Source organism: Pyxidicoccus sp. M15, from assembly GCF_056858435.1.
Map to the genome: position 1 here is coordinate 9,733,001 of NZ_CM166495.1, position 15,449 is coordinate 9,748,449.

At 71.0% G+C, this 15,449-nt stretch carries 5 protein-coding genes; 1 reads left to right on the plus strand and 4 read right to left on the minus strand.

Annotation, left to right across the window (positions count from 1 at the left end):
• Nucleotides 1-19: 19 nt before the first annotated feature.
• On the minus strand, nucleotides 20-1,372 hold the full coding sequence (locus tag ACX9TP_RS35965; RefSeq protein ID WP_482975172.1) for an acetyl-CoA carboxylase biotin carboxylase subunit: 1,353 nt from the start codon (nucleotides 1,370-1,372) through the stop codon (nucleotides 20-22).
• A gap of 130 nt (nucleotides 1,373-1,502) precedes the next feature.
• Between ACX9TP_RS35965 and ACX9TP_RS35970 the strand changes: the two genes are divergently transcribed.
• Nucleotides 1,503-1,892 carry a hypothetical protein gene (locus ACX9TP_RS35970; protein WP_482975173.1) on the plus strand — a complete coding sequence of 130 codons (390 nt, stop codon included), beginning with the start codon at nucleotides 1,503-1,505 and terminating at the stop codon, nucleotides 1,890-1,892.
• A 34-nt stretch (nucleotides 1,893-1,926) separates the two neighbouring features.
• Here the strand turns inward: ACX9TP_RS35970 and ftsZ are convergent, their stop codons facing one another.
• From ftsZ to ftsA, 3 genes are all read right to left on the minus strand, one after another.
• Nucleotides 1,927-3,147 carry a cell division protein FtsZ gene (gene ftsZ / locus ACX9TP_RS35975; RefSeq protein WP_482975174.1) on the minus strand — a complete coding sequence of 407 codons (1,221 nt, stop codon included), beginning with the start codon at nucleotides 3,145-3,147 and terminating at the stop codon, nucleotides 1,927-1,929.
• 332 nt (nucleotides 3,148-3,479) lie between these two features.
• The gene (agmC, locus tag ACX9TP_RS35980; protein WP_482975175.1) at nucleotides 3,480-13,850 is read right to left on the minus strand and encodes an adventurous gliding motility protein AgmC; all 10,371 of its coding nucleotides are present in this window, start codon (nucleotides 13,848-13,850) and stop codon (nucleotides 3,480-3,482) included.
• Between the two features lie 360 nt (nucleotides 13,851-14,210).
• Nucleotides 14,211-15,443: a cell division protein FtsA gene (gene ftsA, locus ACX9TP_RS35985; RefSeq protein ID WP_163995185.1), complete on the minus strand. Its 1,233-nt coding sequence runs from the start codon at nucleotides 15,441-15,443 to the stop codon at nucleotides 14,211-14,213.
• Nucleotides 15,444-15,449 lie beyond the last annotated feature (6 nt).

The following is a 15,449-nucleotide window of genomic DNA, read 5'->3' on the forward strand; positions in this document are numbered from 1 at the left end:
AGCTGGTGCCCCGGCTGCTCTACGCCGGCTTCGCGTGGTGCTCCAGGAAGTGCGTGTCCAGCTCGCCGGCCCGGAAGGCCGCATCCTGCACGATGCGCAGGTGGAGCGGGATGTTCGTCTTGATGCCTTCGATGCGGAAGTTCTGCAGCGCCGCCACGGAGCGCTCAATCGCCTGCGCGCGCGTGTCGCCGCTGATGATGAGCTTGGCAATCATCGGGTCGTAGTTCGGCGTGACGGTGTTGCCCTCGCCATAGCCCGAGTCCAGCCGGACGCCCTCGCCCGTGGGGGGCTGGAAGACCTTGAGGGGGCCCGGCGAAGGGAAGAACTTCACCGGGTCCTCGGCGTAGATGCGGAACTCCAGCGCCGCTCCGCGCCGCTTCACGTCCTCCTGCTTCACCGTGAGGTGCTCGCCCGCGGCGATGCGCAGCTGCCAGCCGATGAGGTCCAGCCCCGTGGTGAGCTCCGTCACCGGGTGCTCGACCTGGAGCCGGGCGTTCATCTCGATGAAGTAGACCTGTCCGTCCGAGTAGAGGAACTCCACCGTGCCGGCGTTGGCGTAGCCGAACGTCTTCGCGGCGGTGACGGCGGCGGTGAACAGCGTCTGCGCCAGGGCGGCGTTCTTCCCGTCCGCGAACAGCACGGAGGGGGCCTCCTCCACCACCTTCTGGTGCCGGCGCTGGATGGAGCACTCGCGCTCCAGGCCGTGGATGAGGTGGCCGTGGTGGTCCCCCAGAATCTGGACCTCGATGTGGCGGGGCGCCGGGAAGTAGCGCTCCAGGTAGACGCCCTCCTTGCCGAAGGCGGCCTTCGCCCGGTCCGTGCACTGGCGGAAGACCTTCTCCAGCTCCGCGGCGTCCTTCGCCACCGCCATGCCGATGCCGCCGCCGCCGCTGGCGGCCTTGCACAGCACCGGGTAGCCGATGCGCTCCGCCGCCGCCAGCGCGCCCGCCACGTCCGGCACCACGCCGTCGCTGCCGGGCACCACCGGGACGCCGGCCGCGGCCACCATCTTGCGAGCCTGGCTCTTGTCCTTCATCCGCGCCATGGCCGCCGGGGGCGGGCCCACGAAGGCGAGCCCCGCGTCCGCGCAGGCCTGGGCGAACTCTCCATTTTCGGACAGGAAGCCGTAGCCGGGGTGCACGGCCTGGGCGCCCGTCTGCTTCGCGGCCTCGAGAATGGCGGCGACGTTGAGGTAGCTGTCCTTGGCCGGGGCGGGGCCGATGCGCACGGCCTCGTCCGCCTCCTTCACGAACGGCAGCTCCGCGTCCGCGTCTGAATAGACGGCGACAGTCTTGAGCCCCATCCCCCGAGCCACCACGCCGATGCGGCGGGCAATCTCTCCCCGGTTCGCGATGAGCAGCTTCTGGAACATGGCGGTCGGCCTCCCCTTCGAAGGGCGGCGAACCTAACCCTCGACCCCTCCCATGACAAGGGCGCGGGCGAGCGCGCAACAGGTCGGTACAATCCCGTAAATTTGCGGCCTTGCGAGGCCCTGACGTACCTTGCCGCCCGTGAAGCCCCCCTCGTCCCAAGGCCCTGAAGGCGTCGTCGATCTGCACCGCGCGCGGCGCGCCAGGCGGCTGGATATCTACCGTTCCCGGCAGGCGGACCGCGTCCGCAGCGTCCGCACCACGCTGGAGACCCTCACCCAGAGCGGCACCCTCTTCACGCCGGACGGCACGCAGCGCGGCCTGTCCCTGCTGAAGGCCCTCCAGCTCCTGCAGCGCGCCAGCGCGCGCCTGGACGAGCTGTCCGGCGGCGGCGTGCTGCCCGCGCCCCGCCGGCCGGAGCGGGTCGACGCGCTGTACGAGGAGGTGGATGACCTCTTCGACCGCGCGGACACGCTGGCCGGCCGCGACGAGGCGAGCGTGGCGCGGCTTCCGGGCCGCTAGTACCGGCCCGCCGCGCCCCTCCCCTTCCCAAGCGCTACGGCAGCTCCGTCTGGCCCTGGCGCCGGAGGAAGGTGGGGATGTCGAACTGGTCCTCGTCCAGCGGCAGCGCGGCCTCCTTCACCACCGAGGTGCGGGTGCTCATGGCCTTGCCGCTCTCCACGGCGGGCAGCGGCCGGGGCGCACTGCCCTTGGCGGGCACCAGGCTGGCCACTTCCTCGCGGGTGGCGGCGAGCACGGACGGAGCCGGCCGGGACAACGGCACCTGAACCACCGTCGGCGCCGCACGCACCTTGGGCGCGTCGCGGTGGACGAAGCCGGTGGCGATGATGGTGATCTTCACCTCGTCCTGAATCTGGTCGTCGATGAGCGAGCCGAAGATGATTTCCGCCTCGCTGTCGGCCGCGTCGTGCACCAGCGTCAGGGCCTCGTTGACCTCCTGCAGGGTCATGTCGCGGCCGCCGGTGATGTTGATGAGCAGGCCGGTGGCACCGTCGATGGACACGTCCTCCAGCAGCGGGCTGGAGATGGCCTGCTGCATGGCGGTGAGCGCCCGCTTGTCACCGGACGAGTGGCCGGTGCCCATGAGCGCCAGGCCCTTGTCGCTCATGATGGTCTTCACGTCCGCGAAGTCCACGTTGATGTAGCCGTGGTACTGGATGAGGTCGCTGATGCCCTGCACGGCGTTCAGCAGGACCTCGTCCGCGCGCTTGAAGGTCTCCAGGAGCGGCATCGGCTCGTTGGAGAGCGACAGCAGGCGCTGGTTCGGAATGGTGATGAGGGTGTCCACCGCGGCCTTGAGCTCCACGATGCCCTGCTCGGCCTGCTTGCGGCGCTTGTTGCCCTCGAAGAGGAAGGGCTTGGTGACGACGCCCACCGTGAGGCAGCCCAGGCTCTTGGCGATGTCCGCGATGATGGGCGCGGCGCCCGTGCCGGTGCCGCCGCCCATGCCGGCGGTGACGAACACCATGTCGGCGCCCTCGAGCACCGCGGCAATCTGGTCCCTCGACTCCAGCGCGGCCTCGCGGCCCATCTCCGGGTTGGCGCCCGCGCCCAGGCCCTTCGTCAGCGTCTGGCCGAGTTGGAGGCGCGTCGGGGCCTTGCTCGCCGCGAGCGCCTGGACATCGGTGTTGGCGGCGATGAAGTCGACCCGGTCGAGCTTCGACAGAATCATCGTGTTGACCGCGTTGCAGCCGGCCCCACCTGCCCCCACGACCCGAATCTTGGCGGCCTGCTTGTTCTGATCGAACTGATCCATGGCGGTCCTTTCGGCTGGAGCGGCGCGGTGCAGCGCGCGCACCCCCAACCTCCACAATCATCAGCAAGTCCCACGCTTTGGCAAGTATTCCGCTACGAGCCTGTAGCGGGATGAGGCGCCGCCGAGTCCTGACGCGCACTTACGCAGCGGGCTGGCGTGCACGCGGTGCGGCGCGGTGGGAGCACTTCGCCTCTTGACTCGCGAAAAGCGGTACGCCTCGGCAGGTCGGAATCACGCCGCGCCCCAAACGCGAAGGGTGGTCCCGGAGCATCGTCCAGGACCACCCTCGCGCGTCATCCGGTGGTGCTCACCGGTTCTTCAGGGCCCGCGGCCTACTGGGCCTCGCGCTCCACTTCGACCTTGCCCACGCGGAGGATGGTGAACTCGACGCGGCGGTTGTTCTCGCGGCCCGCCGCCGTCTTGTTGGTGTCCACCGGCTTCGTCTCGCCGTAGCCCTCGGCCTCCAGGCGGATGGGGAGGATGCCCTCGTTCACCAGGAACTTGCGCACGTTGTTGGCGCGGCGCCTGGACAGGTCGAGGTTCTTCGCGTCGTTGCCCTGGTCGTCCGTGTGGCCCTCGATGCGGAGCAGCTCCACCTGCGGGTTGGCGCGCAGCACCGCGGCCACCTGCTTCAGCAGCGGGAAGGAGCGCGCGAGGATGACGTCCTTGCTCGTGGCGAAGTAGACCTTCTCCAGGATGAGGATGCGCTCGCCGTCGACGAGCACCTTCACCTTGCCCTTGTCCGGGCAGCCGTCGTCGTCCTGCACGCCGTTGATGACCTCGGGCTCGTTGACGCACTTGTCCGTGACGTCGGCGATGCCGTCCTTGTCGTTGTCCGGGTCCGGGCAGCCGTCCGCGTCCTCGAAGCCGTCCTTGTCCTCGGCCTGCGAGGGGCACGCGTCGTTCGGGTCCATGAGGCCGTCACCGTCGGTGTCCACCGGCGCGGGCACCTCGTCCGGGCAGCCGTCCGCGTCCTCGTGGCCGTTCTTCGTCTCCGGGTCGTTGATGCACTTGTCGGAGCCGTCGACGATGCCGTCCTGGTCGTTGTCCGGGTCCGGGCAGCCGTCCGCGTCCTCGAAGCCGTCCTTGTCCTCGGGCTCGACGGGGCAGCGGTCCTGCGGGTCCATCAGGCCGTCGCCGTCGGTGTCCACCGGCGCGGGCGTGACGATGGGCTTCGGCTCCTTCGAGGGCGGCGGGCTGTAGCTCAGGCCCGCGAGCACGCGAAAGCCCGGCGTGCCGTAGCCGCGGGTGAGGCCCGGACCGGCACCCACGTGCGCGGACAGGCCCCCCAGCGAGCGGTACTTCAGCGCCGCCAGCAGCTCCAGCGGACGCTCCTCCGTGTCCTGCTCCTCGAAGCCCAGCGCGCCCACCACCGTGGCCTCGGCGGCCAGCGGCAGCTCGCCCAGGGTGAAGGGCAGCTCCGCGCCCACGCCGAAGGCGAACGCGTTGCCGGTGGTCAGGTTGCGAAGCTGCTGCTGCTTGCGGATGTCGATGCCCAGGTTCGCGGCGAGGCGCAGCCGCTGTCCGTACTCGGCCACCAGGCGCGGCTGCACGCCGACGCCCGAGCCGCCGAGGAAGTCCGAGCCGCCGCCCGTGGGCAGCACCACCGGCACCGCCAGCGCGAGGCCGAAGGACTCACCGTCCACCAGCCGCGCCTTGGGGACCACGCGCAGGTCACCGATGCCACCCGAGCCCACGCCCTGCGAGAAGCTCGGGTCCACCTGCGGCGCCGCCTCCGAGTCCTGCAGCGTCACCGGCAGCACCACGCCCACCTCGAGGCGGTCGAACAGGCCCACCGCGCCCATCAGGTCCAGCCCCACCTGGCTCTTCACCAGCGCGGTGATGAACCGGTCCTGCCGCGGGTCGAAGAAGTTGAGCGGCTTGTCCGCGTAGTTGAGGGACAGGCCCACGTTCCAACCCAGGTGCCGCTGCACGCGGGCGCTGTGCACGCCGAGGATGTCCCCGGCGCCCGGGCCCGGCTTGTACTGCTGCACGTCGATGGCCTGCGACGCCGTGGGCGCCGTCACCTGCGCCTGGGCCGTCGGGGCCACCAGCGCGCCGGTGAGGGCAAGGCCCCCGGCGGCACCGGCCACCAGCGCCCGCGCGGGACGCCGGCCCGCGCGGCGCAGGCGGCCCAGCATGGGCAGCGCGAGGAGGAGCAGCGCCAGCGGAGCGAAGGTGCCCGCCCCGCCCGTGCTGCAGCCACGGCCCACGACCACGAAGTCGTCGTTGCCGTCCAGCGGGTCGCCACCCGCGGTGACTTCCTCACCGTCGCTGGCACCGCCCTGGTCCGTGTCCTGGTCCCTCGGGTCCGTCTCGCCATTGTCGAAGGAGCCGTTGTGGTTGGCGTCCTCCACCCCGTCCTTCAGCCCGTCCCCGTCGGTGTCGGGGTTGAGCGGGTCGGTCGAGTTGCGGCCCTGCACCTCGAGGCCGTCGTTCAGGCTGTCGCCATCCGTGTCCGCCTTGTTCGGGTCGGTCTCGGTGGAGCTCACGGCGCCGTTGGAATCCGCGTCCTCCGCCCCATCGGTCAGCCCGTCGCCGTCCGTGTCCGCCTTCTTCGGGTCGGTGGTGGTGCTCGGGTCCGCGTCCGGGACGAAGTTGGGCGAAGAGGTGTTCGTGCCCACCGGAGCGTTCTCCCGCGTCACGCCCCGCTCCGTGCCGTCGAGCAGGCCGTCGTTGTCGCTGTCCTGGTCGAGGGCGTCGATGATGCCGTCGCCGTCGGTGTCGGTGAGGCCGTCGGCGCCGTCCTGCACGCCGTCGTCGTCCGTGTCCGCGTCGCGCGGGTCGGTGCCCAGCTCGATTTCGGTGGTGTCGTCCACGCCGTCACCGTCCGAGTCCTTGTCGTCGGCGGCCACGAGCGGATCCGTCTCGCCCGCGTCCACGCGGCCGTTGTGGTTGGCGTCCTCCACCCCGTCGTGCACGCTGCCACCGTCGGTGTCGACGTTGAGCGGGTTCGTCGTGGTGGTCGGGTCCGCGTCCGGCGTGAAGTTCGCCGGGTCGGTGTCGTCGCCCTCGGGCTCGGTCAGGCCCAGCTCCAGGCCGTCCGTCAGGCCGTCGCCGTCCGTGTCCGCCTCGTTCGGGTCGGTCTCGTTCTCGTCCACGATGCCGTCGTGGTCGGCGTCCTCCGTGCCGTCCATCACGCCGTCGTCATCCGAGTCGTCGTCGCGCGGGTCCGTCTCGCCGACGTTGACCTCGGTGCCATCCGTCAGGCCGTCGTCGTCCGTGTCGGGGTCGTTCGGGTCCGTGCCGAGCGTCCCCTCCTCGGCGTCCGTGAGGCCGTCGCCGTCCGTGTCGACGCTGACCGACCAGTTGTAGGTGGCCGGCGTCGCGTCCACGTTGCCAGCCGCATCCACCGCGCGCACCGCCAGGGTGTGCGGGCCCGCGGCCAGGCTGGTGAAGGTCACCGGGTCCGGGCACGCCACGAAGGCCGCGCCGTCCAGGCTGCACTCGTACGACACACCGCCGCCCGTCTGGTCGAGGTCGAAGGTGGCCGTGCTCGGCGCGTCCGTCATCGGCGGGCCGCTGACGATGAGCGTGTCCGGCGCGGTGCGGTCCACCGTCCAGGTGTAGGTGGCCGGCGTCGGGTCCACGTTGCCGTCCGTGTCCCGCGCGCGCACCGCCAGGGTGTGCTCACCCTCCGCCACGTCGCTCAGCTCGAGCGGCGTGGTGCAAGTCGTGAAGGCCGCGCCGTCCAGGCTGCACTCGAACGTCACCGGCGACTCATCCGAGGTGAACTCGAAGTTGGCCGTGGTGCTGTTGGTGAGCGCGGGAGGCGTGGCGGTGAAGCTCGTGTCGGGCGGCAGCGCGTCCACCGTGAAGGTGTGCGTCACCGGCGTGCTGGTGTTGCCCGCCGGGTCCGTGGCCGTGACGGTGACGGTGTGAGGCCCATCGGCCAGCTCCGTGCCCACCGGCAGCGTCCAGTTGCCAGCGCCATCCGCCGTCACCGTGCCCACTTCCACGCCGTCCACCACCACCGTCACCGTGGCGCCCGGGTCCGTGGTGCCCGTGTACGTCACCTGCGGCGTCGGGAGGACCGCGCCGTTGGCGGGCGTGGAGAGCGTCACCACCGGCGCCTGTGTATCCACCGTCCACGCGTGCGTGGCCGGCGTCGGGTCCACGTTGCCAGCCGAGTCCACCGCGCGCACCGCCAGGGTGTGGTCCCCGTCGGCCAGCGGGCCGAAGCTCGCCTCGGCCGGGCACGCGGTGAAGGCCGCGCCGTCCAGGCTGCACTCGAACGTCACCGGGGCCTCGTCGGAGGAGAAGACGAAGTTCGCCGTCGTCGCGCTCGTCACCGCCGGGGGGCCGCTGTCGATGGCCGTATCCGGCAGGCCCGTGTCCACCCGGAAGGTGGAGGTCGCCGGGCCGCTGGTGTTGCCCACGTCATCCACCGCCACCACCGTGACGGTGTACGGGCCGTCCGCCAGCGTCACCGGAGGCGAGAAGGTCCAGTTGCCCGCGCCATCCACCGGGATGGGGCCGTAGGTCGTCCCGTCCAGCGTCAGCGTCACCGACGTGGCGCCCTCCGCCGTGCCGGTGATGGTGACATTGCCATTGGGCAGCACCGCGCCGTTGGCCGGCGTGACGATGACCGGAACGGCCGGGGCCGTGAGGTCCACCGTCCAGGTGTACTCGGCGGGCGTCGGGTCCACGTTGCCCGCCGCGTCCACCGCGCGCACCTGCAGCGTGTGCTCACCCTCCGCGAAGCCGTTGAACGTCACCGGGTCCGTGCACGGCACGAAGCCCGCGCCGTCCACGTTGCACTCGTAGGTGGAGTCCGGCTCGGAGGCCGAGAACTCGAAGGTCGCCGAGGTCGCGTTCGTCGGGTCGGCCGGACCGGAGTCGATGAGCGTGTCGGGCTCCGAGGTGTCCACCGTCCAGCGGTGCTCCGCCGGAGAGAGGTCCACGTTGCCCACCGCGTCCACCGCGCGCACCAGCAGCACGTGCTCGCCGTCCGCGAGGCCGGAGAACGTCACCGGGTCCGTGCACGGCACGTAGGACGCGCCGTCCAGGCTGCACTCGTAGGAGACACCACCGCCCGTCTGGTCGAAGTCGAAGGTGGCGGACGTCTCACGGGTGAGGGCCGGCGGGCCGGAAACGATGACCGTGTCCGGGGCCGTCAGGTCGACGATGAAGGTGCTCGTCACCGGGCCGGCGCTGTTGCCGGCGGCGTCCACGCTGGTGGCGGACACCGTGTACGGGCCCTCGGCCAGCGCCACGGGCACCGTGAAGGTCCAGTTGCCCGAGCCATCCACCGGGATGGGGCCATAGGTGGCGCCGTCCAGGTCCAGGTAGATGCTGCTGCCCGGCTCACCGGTGCCGGTGATGGTGGGCGTCGCGGTGCCCACCGTCTCGCCATTGGCCGGCGAGTCGATGGTCGGCAGCGTCGGCGCCGTCAGGTCCACCGTCCACGCGTAGGTGGCCGGCTCCGGGTCCGCCGTGCCGAGTGCGTTGACCGCGCGCACCGCCAGCGTGTGGTTGCCCACCGCCAGGCCCGTGAAGGTCACCGGGTCCGTGCAGGCCACGAAGGCCGCGCCGTCCAGGCTGCACTCGTAGCGCACGCCGCCGTTGATCTGGTCGAAGTCGAAGGTGGCCGTCGTCGCGTTGGTGCTCGGGTTCGGGCCGGAGACGATGAGGGTGTCCGGGGCCGAGGTGTCGACGAAGAAGTCATGCTCCGTCGCCTCGCTGATGTTGCCCGCGGCATCCGTCGCCGTGGCATCCACCGTGTGCGGGCCGTCGGCCAGGTCCCCGTCCTCCACGATGCTCCAGTTGCCGTCCACATCGGCGGTGACCGTGCCCAGCACGACGCCGTCCACCGTCACCGTCACCAGGGCGCCCGGCTCGGCCGTGCCCTCGTACGTGGGACGCCGCGTGGCCACCGTCGCGCCGTCGGCGGGACGGTCGATTTCCGGCGCATCCGGCCGCACCGTGTCCACGTAGAACGTGGAAGGCGCGCTCGGCTCGCTGACGTTGCCCGCCGCGTCCGTGGACGTGGCGACCACCGTGTGCGGGCCCTGCTCCAGCGCCACCGGGCTGGGGAACGTCCACTCGCCCGAGGCATTCACCGGCGCGGTGCCCAGCACCACGCCGTCCACAATCACCGTCACCGTCGTGCCCGGCTCGGCCGTGCCCGCGAAGGTCGGCTGCTGCGTCGGCACCGTCGTACCGTCGGCCGGAGCCGTCACCACCGGGATGGCGGGGGCGGAGGTGTCCACCGTCCAGTTGTAGGTCGCGGGCGTGGGGTCCACGTTGCCGGCCGCATCCACCGCGCGCACCGCCAGCGTGTGAGCGCCTTCCGCCAGGCCCATGAAGGTGACCGGGTCGGTGCAGGCCGCGAAGGCCGCGCCGTCCAGCGAGCACTCGTACGTCACCGGGCTCTCGTTCGAGGTGAGGTCGAACGTCGCGCTGGTGGAGTTCGTCACCGCCGCCGGGCCACTCACGATGGTGGTGTCCGGGGCGGAGGTGTCCACCGTCCAGGCGTAGGTCGCGGGCGTGCCGTCCACGTTGCCGGCCGCATCCACCGCGCGCACCGCCAGCGTGTGGTTGCCGTCCGCCAGGCCCGTGAAGGTGCGCGGGTCGGTGCAGGCCACGAAGGCCGCGCCGTCCAGCGAGCACTGGTACGTCACCGGGCTCTCGTTGGAGCTGAAGTCGAACGTCGCGCTGCTGCTGTTCGTCAGCGCGGGCGGGCCGGTGACAATCGTCGTGTCCGGAGCGCTGGTGTCCACCGTCCAGGCATAGGTCGCCGGGCTCGGGTCCACGTTGCCAGCGGTGTCACGTGCACGGACCGCCAGCGTGTGGTTGCCCTGCGCCAGGCCCGTGAAGGTCACCGGGTCGGCGCAGGCCGCGAAGGCCGCGCCGTCCAGCGAGCACTCGTACGTCACCGGGCTCTCGTTCGAGGTGAGGTCGAACGTCGCGCTGGTGGAGTTCGTCACCGCCGCCGGGCCACTCACGATGGTGGTGTCCGGGGCGGAGGTGTCCACCGTCCAGGCGTAGGTCGCGGGCGTGCCGTCCACGTTGCCGGCCGCATCCACCGCGCGCACCGCCAGCGTGTGGTTGCCCTGCGCCAGCCCCGTGAAGGTGCGCGGGTCGGTGCAAGCCACGAAGGCCGCGCCGTCCAGCGAGCACTGGTACGTCACCGGGCTGTCAGGCGAGTTGAAGTCGAAGGTGGCCGACGTGGAATTCGTCACCGCCGCCGGGCCGCTCACGATGATGGTGTCCGGAGGCGTGGTGTCGACGGTCCACGTGTACGTGGCCGGCGTCGGGTCCGGGTTGCCGGCGCTGTCCACCGCGCGAACCTCGAGCGTGTGGCTGCCGTTCGACAGGCCCGGGAAGCTCTGCGGGTCCGCGCACGGGGTGAAGAGCACCGCGCCGTCCAGACGGCACTCGTAGGTGACGGGGCTCTCGTTGGAGCTGAAGTCGAAGTTGGCCACCGCCGAGTTCGTAAGCAGGGGCGGCGTGCTGGTGAAGGTGGTGTCCGGAGCCACCGTGTCGACCGTCCACGAGCGGGTGGCGGGCGAGGGGTCCAGGTTGCCGGCCGCATCACGGGCGCGCACCGCCAGCGTGTGGTTGCCCTGCGCGAGGCTCGTGAAGGTCACCGGGTCGGTGCAGGCCGCGAAGGCCGCGCCGTCCAGCGAGCACTCGTAGGTGACGGGGCTGGAAGGCGAGCTGAAGTCGAAGGTGGCGGACGTGGAAGCCGTCAGCCCCGACGGGCCGCTATCGATGACGGTGTCCGGGGGCGTGGTGTCGACGGTCCACGCGTAGGTGGCCGGCGTCGGGTCCACGTTGCCCGCGGGGTCACGCGCGCGCACCGCCAGGGTGTGATTGCCCTCGGCCAGGCCGGTGAAGGTGCGCGGGTCGGTGCAGGCCACGAAGGCCGCGCCGTCCAGCGAGCACTCGAAGGTGGCGGTCGCGTCCGGCGAGCTGAAGTCGAACGTGGCGCTGGTGGAGTTCGTCGTCGACGCCGGGCCACTCACGATGGTGGTGTCCGGCGGCGTGGTGTCCACCGTCCAGGCGTAGGTCGCGGGCGTGCCGTCCACGTTGCCGGCCGCATCCACCGCGCGCACCGCCAGCGTGTGGTTGCCCTGCGCGAGGCCCGTGAAGGTGCGCGGGTCGGTGCAGGCCACGAAGGCCGCGCCGTCCAACGAGCACTGGTACGTCACCGGGCTCTCGTTGGAGCTGAAGTCGAAGGTGGCCGACGTGGAATTCGTCACCGCCGCCGGGCCGGAGACAATCGTCGTGTCCGGAGCAGAGGTGTCCACCGCCCAGGCGTACGTCGCCGGAGTCGGGTCCACGTTGCCGGCCGCATCACGGGCGCGCACCGCCAGGGTGTGGTTGCCCTGCGCCAGGCCCGTGAAGGTGACCGGGTCGGTGCAGGCCGCGAAGGCCGTGCCATCCAGCGAGCACTCGTACGTCACAGGGCTGTCGGGCGAGCTGAAGTCGAACGTGGCGCTGGTGGAGCTCGTCACCGCCGCCGGGCCGCTCACGATGGTGGTGTCCGGAGGGGTGAGGTCGACGGTCCACGCATAGGTAGCCGGCGAGGCGTCCATGTTGCCGGCCGCATCCACCGCGCGCACCGCCAGCGTGTGAGCGCCTTCCGCCAGGCCCGTGAAGGTGCGCGGGTCGGTGCAGGCCGCGAAGGCCGTGCCGTCCAGCGAGCACTGGTACGTCACCGGGCTCTCGTTGGAGCTGAAGTCGAAGGTGGCCGACGTGGAATTCGTCACCGCCGCCGGGCCGCTCACGATGGTGGTATCCGGAAGCGTGGTGTCGATGGTCCACGCGTAGGTGGCGGGCGAGGCGTCCACGTTGCCCGCAGCGTCACGCGCGCGCACCGCCAGCGTGTGGTTGCCGGCAGCCAGTCCGGTGAAGGTGCGCGGGTCGGTGCAGGCCACGAAGGCCGCGCCGTCCAGCGAGCACTCGTAAGTCACCGGGCTCTCGTTGGAGCTGAAGTCGAACGTGGCCGTGGTGGAGTTCGTCACCACGGGCGGGCCGGAGACAATCGTCGTGTCCGGCGGCGTGGTGTCCGTCGCCACCGTGAAGGTGTTGGTGTTGCTCCGAGGGCTGGCAACTCCCTGCACCTCGGCCACGGCACTGATGGTGTGCGCGCCGGTCGTCAGGTCGGCCGGCGGGGTGTACGTGAAGTTGCCAGCGGCATCCGCCGTCACGCGGGCGTACTCCACGCCATCAACGATGATGACCACCGTCGAGTTCGCCGGAGCCGTGCCGCTCATGGGCGGGCGGAAGCCGGTGGTGGAGCCGTTGGCCGGCGTCACCATCACGGGCGCGGCCGGAGCCGCAGGGAAGGCACCCGCCAGGGTGGTGACGAGGCCGACGCTGCCGGGAATGGCTCCATAGGTGAGACCGTCGGGAGCGCCAGCCGTCGGCTGCGTACCCGCCGCGCCACCCGTGACGGAGGGCGTGCAGCCCACCGTGCCACCCTGAATCAGGCCACGGCCACCACCGCCACCACCACCCGTGCCGTGCTGGTCGAAAATCGTGCTGCCACCGGCGCCGCCGCGCGCCGTCACCTGGTTGGCGCCGCACGTGAAGGTCCCCGTGAAGCGCAGGTACAGCGTACCGCCCGCGCCGCCGCCGCCCGCCGCGTCGTTGCCCTCGGCCTGCGCGTTCAACCCCGCCACGCCGTTCGCCGAAATCGTTCCCGCCCCCGTCAGCGACGCCGCGCGGATGAACACGATGCCGCCACCGGCGCTCCCCGCGCCACCCAGGTCGTCATTGCTGTGGCCCGCGCCGCCACCACCGCCGAAGAGCAGGTGGTCCTGCGGGGTGAAGAGCATCTGCGCGCCGCCGCGACCGCCCACGTCACGTGAGGGCGGGTCGTCGCCACTCCACGTGCGCCCCCCCTTGCCACCCACGCCATGGCTGCTGCCGCCGCCACCACCCGAGTTGTGGCAGATACCACCGCCACCACCATTGAAGATGTTGCCGTAGCCCGTCGAGCCCGACGCCGGAGGGAACGCAACGGAGTAGCGCGCCGGCACGATGCCCTCGCCCTTCGACGAGCCGCCCGGATACGCCTGGTCGATGCCGGTGCACCCGTCACCACTGCCGTTGAGGTACTGGCCGCCGCGGAATCCCAGTCCGCTCGCGGAGATGGTGCCCGCGTTGCTCACCGCGCCCGTCGCCAGGAAGATGACCACGCCACCCGTCGTGCCATCCCAGGGCTGAGCGACGATGCTGCCCGCGGCACCCACCGTCACGGTGGAGTACTCGGGCACCTTGATGGCCTGCGTCCCGGGGGACGCGAAGCTCACCGTGAGAGGCGCGGAGAAGGTCAGCCGGGTGGCGGTCAGCGCGCTCACGCGCCCGAACTGCCACCGGCCCACCGCGTTCCCCGTCAGGTCGAGGGCCGCCTGGCCTCCCGACGTCGGCGTCCCGGTGAAGCCCGTGCCCTGGTACACCAGCACCAGGTCGCCCACCGCGAAGCCCGTCGTGGAAGCCACGGTGACGAAGTTCTGGTTCGCCGGAACCGCCGCCGACACGCGCGTATAGACGTTGATGACGGTGTTGGGGGCGTTGACGGTGAGCGCGCCATCCTGGGCGTTGCCCAGCTGGAAGGTGTCGGGCTCGGCCTGGGCGGCGGGAGCCACCAACACGGCGCACAGCAGCGCCAGCAGGCCAGCGGCAGGCAGGCGAGCACGGAGGCGTCGCGCCAGCGTCAGCGGAGTGAAGGTGTGGGTGTTGTCGTTCATGAGGGCGGGGCCGCGCGAGGTGGGATGGGGTCCCGGCGGCAACGGCCGCACATAGCAATCCCGAAGCCATCCCCCGTCCAGTTCCCAACCGTCGCAGTTCCAAGGGCTTCTGGGACTCACCACCCCGCCCTCCCAGGGGGCAATCCGAATCACGGATCCGGATTCTGGAAACCAGACAGCTTTGCGTCCCAACAGGACGCGCCGGAAGGGGCGCCTGACGCGTCAGCACCGGACGCGGGAGGGGGTCCTGACGCGTCCACGCCGGACGCCGACCGGACATGACGCACCAGGCCAGAATGCAGAAGGGGCCCCCCTTCCGGAGAGCCCCTTCGAATGCGGCGGGCGTGCTGACTCAGCCCGTCAGAAGATTTCCTCGAGCCACTCGCGCATGCGGCCCTTCACCTTCTTGTACACGTTCTCCTCGCGGATGCGGAACATGCGCCGGTCCAGGTGCTTGGCACCGTAGACGACCAGGCCCACGCCCGTGGCGTACATGGGGCTCTTCACCACGTCCACCAGCCCGCCGATGCCGCGCGGCATGCCGCGGCGCACCGGCAGCCCGAGGACTTCCTCCGCCAGCTCCGGCATGCCGGCCAGCAGCGTGGAGCCACCCGTAATCACCACGCCCGAGGCCAGCAGGTCCTCGTAGCCGCACTTCTGGATTTCGCGGTGCACGAGCTGGAAGATCTCCTCCACGCGCGGCTCCAGGATTTCGCAGAGAATCTGCCGCCCGAGGACGCGCGGCTGACGGCCGCCCACGCTGGGCACCTCAATCGTGTCGTCCTTGTTGATGAGGGACGCCAGCGCGCAGCCGTACTTCTGCTTGATGCGCTCGGCCTCGTGCGCGGGCGTGCGCAGGCCGATGGCGATGTCGCTGGTGAGGTTGTTGCCGCCCAGCGCAATCACCGCCGTGTGGACGATGGAGCCACCGGAGAAGATGGCGATGTCCGTGGTGCCGCCGCCGATGTCGACGAGGCACACGCCCAGCTCCTTCTCGTCCTCGCCCAGCACCGCCTCCGCGCTGGCCAGCGGCTGCAGGACGATGTCGGAGACATTCAGCCCCGTGCGGTTGGCGCACTTGACGATGTTCTGCGCGCTCGAGACGGCCCCGGTGACGATGTGCACCTTGGCCTCCAGGCGCACGCCCGCCATGCCCAGCGGCTCCTTGATGCCGCCCTGGTCGTCGATGATGAACTCCTGCGGCAGGACGTGGATGACCTCCCTGTCGAGGGGGATGGCCACCGCCTTCGCCGCGTCGATGACACGGGCGATGTCCGCCTCGCGGACCTCCTTGTCCTTCACCGCGACGATGCCCTGGGAGTTGAAGCCCTTGATGTGGCCGCCGGCGATGCCCGTGTAGACGTGGGAGATTTCAGCCCCCGCCATCAGCTCCGCCTCTTCGACGGCGCGACGGATGGAGGACACCGTGGCCTCGATGTTGACCACCACGCCCTTGCGCAACCCCTTCGACGGGTGCGTCCCGATGCCGATGATGTCGATGCCGCTGTCGGTCAGCTCTCCGACGATGGCGCAGATCTTCGTCGTGCCGATGTCGAGGCCGACGATGATCTCCCCCGACTTCTGCTTCGCCATGACAAC